4 protein-coding genes and 1 pseudogene are annotated in these 4,754 nt (G+C 75.9%); 2 read left to right on the forward strand and 3 right to left on the reverse strand.

The features are described from left to right. Nucleotides 1-1,031 (reverse strand): annotated as a pseudogene (locus ACFV0O_RS22900) (lytic murein transglycosylase); the annotation flags it as partial. Nucleotides 1,032-1,603: 572 nt separating this feature from the next. On the opposite strand from ACFV0O_RS22900, the gene ACFV0O_RS22905 reads away from it, so the two are divergent. Both ACFV0O_RS22905 and ACFV0O_RS22910 read left to right on the forward strand, forming a co-directional pair. Further along, nucleotides 1,604-1,987, forward strand: a complete 384-nt coding sequence (locus ACFV0O_RS22905; protein WP_360257584.1) for a hypothetical protein — start codon at nt 1,604-1,606, stop codon at nt 1,985-1,987. Nucleotides 1,988-2,005: 18 nt separating this feature from the next. Then, nucleotides 2,006-2,314: a hypothetical protein gene (locus ACFV0O_RS22910; RefSeq protein WP_380344720.1), complete on the forward strand. Its 309-nt coding sequence runs from the start codon at nt 2,006-2,008 to the stop codon at nt 2,312-2,314. Nucleotides 2,315-2,381: 67 nt separating this feature from the next. On the opposite strand, the gene ACFV0O_RS22915 is transcribed toward ACFV0O_RS22910, so the two are convergent. Both ACFV0O_RS22915 and ACFV0O_RS22920 read right to left on the reverse strand, forming a co-directional pair. Continuing rightward, nucleotides 2,382-4,022, reverse strand: a complete 1,641-nt coding sequence (locus tag ACFV0O_RS22915; protein WP_380344723.1) for an alpha/beta hydrolase — start codon at nt 4,020-4,022, stop codon at nt 2,382-2,384. Nucleotides 4,023-4,164: 142 nt separating this feature from the next. Then, on the reverse strand, nt 4,165-4,754 hold a 590-nt coding region (locus ACFV0O_RS22920; protein ID WP_380344725.1), incomplete at its 5' end, for an NAD(P)-dependent oxidoreductase.

Consider the following 4,754-nt stretch of genomic DNA (forward strand, 5'->3'; position numbering starts at 1 on the left):
CGGGGGCGGGGGGTGGGGGGGGGGGGGGGGGGGTGGGGGGGGGGGGGGGGGGGGGGGGGGGGGGGGGGGGGGCGGGGGCGGGGGGGCCCGCGCCCCCCCCCGCCGCCGAGGACCGGGAGGAACGGCGAGGGCAGCGAGGACGACGGGAACGAGGACCCCGGGCTGTTCGGGACGGTGGTCACCGTGCCACTGCCGTAGTGGGCCATCCAGTTGCGGACGGTCCGCAGGTACTCGCCCGAGTTGTTGTAGCTGAGCACCGCCCGGTCGAGCTGGGCCGGGTCGGCGAGGTCGCGGCCGCCCGCGCACAGGTAACGGCCGGCGGTCTCGGCGGCGTCGAAGACGTTGTTCGGGTCGGCCTTGCCGTCGCCGTTGGCGTCCACGCCCCAGGAGGCCCAGGTGGAGGGGATGAACTGCATCGGTCCGACGGCGCGGTCCCAGCGGGCGTCGCCGTCGTAGCGGCCGCCGTCGGTGTCGGGTATCGCGGCGAAGCCGTTGCCGTCCAGTGCCGGGCCGAGGATCGGGGTCAGGGTCGTGCCGGAGGCGTCCACCTGGCCGCCGTTGGCCTGTCCGGACTCGACCTGGCCGATCGCCGCCAGCAGTTGCCAGGGGAGGTGGCAGCCGGGGGAGCGCTGCGCCAGCGAGGCCTCGGCCTGGCGGTAGGCGGCGAGCACCGTGGAGGGCAGCGCGGGCCCGGTGGCCGCGAACGGGCCGGCGACGGGTGCGCCGGGCAGCGCGCCGGGCGGCAGCGGGAACTGGAGGGTGCCGCCGCCGTCGGCCGGGACGCCCGTGCCGGCGGTGCCGGGAGCGGGGGTGCCGAACGGGGAGCCGGCGGCCTGCCCGTGGTCGGCGTCCTGGGCGCTGGCGCCGCTGTTGGGACCGGTGTCCGCGGCTGCGGCGGGCGCGAGCCCGAAGCCCGTCACCTGGGAGCCGGTCAGGGCGGCCAGCGCGGCGAAGGCCGCCGCCGTCCCCGTGACCCGCTTGCCGATCCGGAGCTTCCGCCCGCCCCCGCTGCTGCCGAACCTCGCCGTCATCCGTGTCCCCTCCCCATCGCCGTCCGGACGATCCCGGAACGGTTGAGCCGTCGTCATCGTGCCCGTCCGCCTGGCGCCCGCACCCGCAGACCGGACGATTAGTATCACGACGATCTGACAGGGACAGGGTGACCCGGAGGGGACCAGGGGCCCACCGAGGGGTTGACTCGGCACGTCAGCGGGGGTGCGGCCGCCCCCGGGGGTGCTGCCCGGGGCCGCCGGCCTGCGGTTGTTCCACCGGCTTCCGGCGGCATCTCGCCTTCCGGTAACGGGAGTTGACCAAGGGCCCAACGGTGGTCGGACGGGCGCCCCGGCGCCGGACCGGCGGTTCGGAGCACGGGGGTGGTACGTGCCCGGTGTTTCGGGCTCCCCGGCAGCGCCCGCGAGCGACCCCTCTGACCTGCCACGTCGTCCGGCGCGCGCGGCCGCCTCCCTAGCAGGGCGGGTCCCCGGACGCCAGGGTGCGCCCCCGACTCGGCCCTGGACGGGTGACGTTCCGGTGAAAGTGGGCATGCCAGGAATCACCGCCCGGCATGCTGTGCCGCGTGATGATGCGGATGGAGGTCCGGACCGTGAGCGCGAACCTGCCGGAGACCGTCGTCGAGGGAGCGGTCGTCCTGCCGGCGCCCCCTCGGGTGGTGGACGACCTGGCCCGTGACCTGACCCAGGCCGCCGCCGCCGTCCGGGCGGTGTCGCGGACCTGTCGCTCCGGTGGCGACGTCGCGGTCGCCGCCTACACCGCCGTGGTGTGCACGGGCCTGTCGGCCGCCCGCGCCCTGGAGGAGGCGGCGGCCTGGTGCCGCCAGGCCCCCGAGGCCGAAGTGCACTCGCTGGCCTGGGCCCTGGTGCCGGGGCACCGGGAGGACGTCCACGAATACCGCGTCACCATGGCCGTCAGCTTCCCCGACGACGAGACCGGCGAGCACCTCGGGGACACCCACCGGGCCCGGCGTTGAAGGTCGTATCATCACCCCATGGCTGAGGGGAGTACGAACGACATGGTGAACGAGACCGCCGAGGGTGCGGACGGGGCCGGGCCGGAGCCCCGGGGCGACGACCCGCAGGAACTCTCGCGGGCCGGCGCCGTCGGTGCCACCGTGCTGGCCGTGGTGTGCGGCGCGGCCGTCATGCTGGCGATGTTCCACTGGCTGGGGTGGAGCGTCCCCGGGGTCGGCTGGATCGTCGCCAAGGCGGGGATCAAGCTCGCCGTCGGCGGCTTCGCCGGGCTGGCGGTCGGCCTCGCCTGGCTCCGGGCCAGGCTGTCGGCCCGGTCCCGGAGCTGACCGAGGAGCCGCCTCGACCCGCCTGCGGTGAGGCGCCGCCTCGACCCGTCCGCGGCGAGGGACAGCCTCAACCCGCCTGCGGCGAGGCGCAGGTGAGGTCGCGCGCGGGCGCCCGGTCGTCCAGCAGGTAGCGCTCGACCACGTCGGTGGCGCAGGCGTTCGGCCCGGGGTACTGGCCGTGGTCGCCGTTCCCGGTGACGGTGACCAGCTTCGAGCCGCGCAGCGCGCGGTGGGCGCCGACCGCCGCCTCGTAGTACGTCGCCGGGTCGTGGACCGAGTTGAGCATCAGCGTGGTCGGCAGGTGGGCGCCGGTGACCTTGACCGCGGGCGCCGGGGCGACCGGCCAGTCGGCGCAGACCGCGCTGAAGGCGAGCGTGCGGGCGCCCACCAGTGGCCACCGGGCGGTGTTCTCGGCGCCGAGCCGGACCCAGGTGTCCAGGTCCTTGGTCCACGGGGTGTCGTTGCAGGTCACCGAGAAGTACTCGGCGAGGAAGTCGGGGCTGAGGTAACTGTTGAACGCGGTCGCGGTGGCCGTCCTGGTGGCGGCGTCGGCACCGTCCCAGTGGTCGACGGTGGTCAGGAGCCGGGCGACGTCCGGGAAGTAGGAGGCGCTGTAGAGCCCCGAGATCGCCAGGTCGTCCAGCTGGTTGGGACCGATCGTCAGCGAGCCCTCGACGATGGGCGCGTCGTGCAGCGCGGCGCGCCGTTGCTCCCAGTGCGCCCGTACCTGTTCCGGTGTCGAGCCCCAGTGGTAGGTGGCGTCCCGGGCCGCCAGCCAGGGCACGAAGTCCTCGTCGAAGCGGCGCTGGAAGCTCATCGGCTGGCCCAGTTGGAACTTCTCCCAGCTGCCCTCGAAGCCGATGTTGCTGTCCAGCACCATCCGCTCGACCCGGTGCGGGAAGAGCGTCCCGTAGTAGGCGCCGATCATCGTGGCGTAGGACGGGCCGTAGTAGCTGAGCTTGCGCTCGCCCAGCAGGGAGCGGAACAGGTCGATGTCGTGGGCGGTCTGCTCGGTGGTCAGGTAGGGGATCAGGTCGCCGCTGCGCTCCTGGCAACCGGCCACCAGCTTCTCGGCGTTGGCGAGGACGCGGTCGGTCGCGGCGGGGGACTGGTCCCGGTAGTCGCCGGCCAGGAACTCCTGGAACTCCTCCGGCGTCTGGCAGACCGCCTTGGTGCTCGCGCCGACCCCGCGCTGGTCGAAGCCCACGATGTCGTACGCGGCGGCGACGGCCGGGGCCGCGCCGGCCAGGGTGGCCGGGCGCAGCAGGCCCGACCCGCCCGGGCCGCCCGCCGCCATCAGCAGGGTGCCCTTGCGCCGGGCCGGTTCGGTGGCGCGGTGTCGGGAGACGGCGATGGTCAGGTCGGCCCCGGTGCCCGGGTGGTGCCAGTCGCGCGGGGCGGCCATGGTGGCGCAGTCCAGGGCGGGCTGCTTCGCGCAGGGCTGCCAGTTCAGGGTCTGGTGGGTGTACCGGGCCGGTGCCGGGTCGGCGTCGCCCGGGTCGCGGGCGGTGTCCGCGCCGGCGGTGGCCGGAGCGGCGAGGCCGGCGAGGAGGGCGGCGGCCACGACCAGCGCGGCGCGCCGGACGCGGGGGCCGGCGCTCGGAGCGGTGCGGGCCGAGGCCGTGCCGGGCGCTGCGGTTCCGGGCGCTGCGGTGCCGTTCGAGGTGGTGTCGTTCGAGGTGGTGTCGGTCGATGCGGTGTTCGTCACGGGAACGATCCTGTCCCGGTTCTTCCTGACGATCGATCACCCGGGCTTCCGTCTTCGGGGTGGTGCTGGCTACACCCCCGGCCGGGTGCCGGCCCCGGGATCCCTCCGGCGGCGGGACGCCGGGACCGTCGCCCGCGGCCCCTCAGTACCCGGCGGTGAACCGGGCGCGGTGGTGGGCGGGCCGCTCGACCTCGTCGAGCAGTGCGATGGCGAGGTCCTCCATGGAGATCGCCGAGTTGCCGTCGGCGTCGACCAGCAGCTCGTCAAGGCCGAGCCGGAACCGGCCGGTGCGCGCGCCGGGTTCCAGCAGTGCGGCCGGGCTCAGGTACGTCCAGTCGACCTCGGCGTCGGCCGCGCGGTAGAGGTCGAGCTGCTCGTTGCAGGCCAGCGCGATCGGCCGGATCTCGGCGGGGAAGCCGGGGGACTCCACGAGGGTCGTCCCGTCGGAGCCCGGGACGGTGAGGCTGCCCGCGCCGCCGACGGCCAGCAGCCGTACGCCGGTGCCGGCGATGCCCGCGAGCAGTCCGGTGGTGGCGGCGGCCAGTTCGTGCTCGCTGCCGGGCACCGGGCGGGTCGCGGTGACCACCGCGTCCTGCCCGGCGGCTATCCGGGCGACGTCCGCGGGGTTGCGGGCGTGGGGGTGCCCGCGGGGCGGGGCGGGCGGGGGGCCGGGGGGGGTGGGGGGGGGCGCGGGGTCGGCGGGGTGCCGGGGGCCGCGGGCGCGTGGCGCGG

The organism is Kitasatospora sp. NPDC059577 (genome assembly GCF_042735475.1).
Lineage (GTDB): Bacteria > Actinomycetota > Actinomycetes > Streptomycetales > Streptomycetaceae > Kitasatospora.

Bases quoted from the DNA above. Each gene is read 5' to 3' on its own strand.
- ACFV0O_RS22910 (WP_380344720.1), top strand. From the start codon at position 2,006: ATGGCTGAGGGGAGTACGAACGACATGGTGAACGAGACCGCCGAGGGT.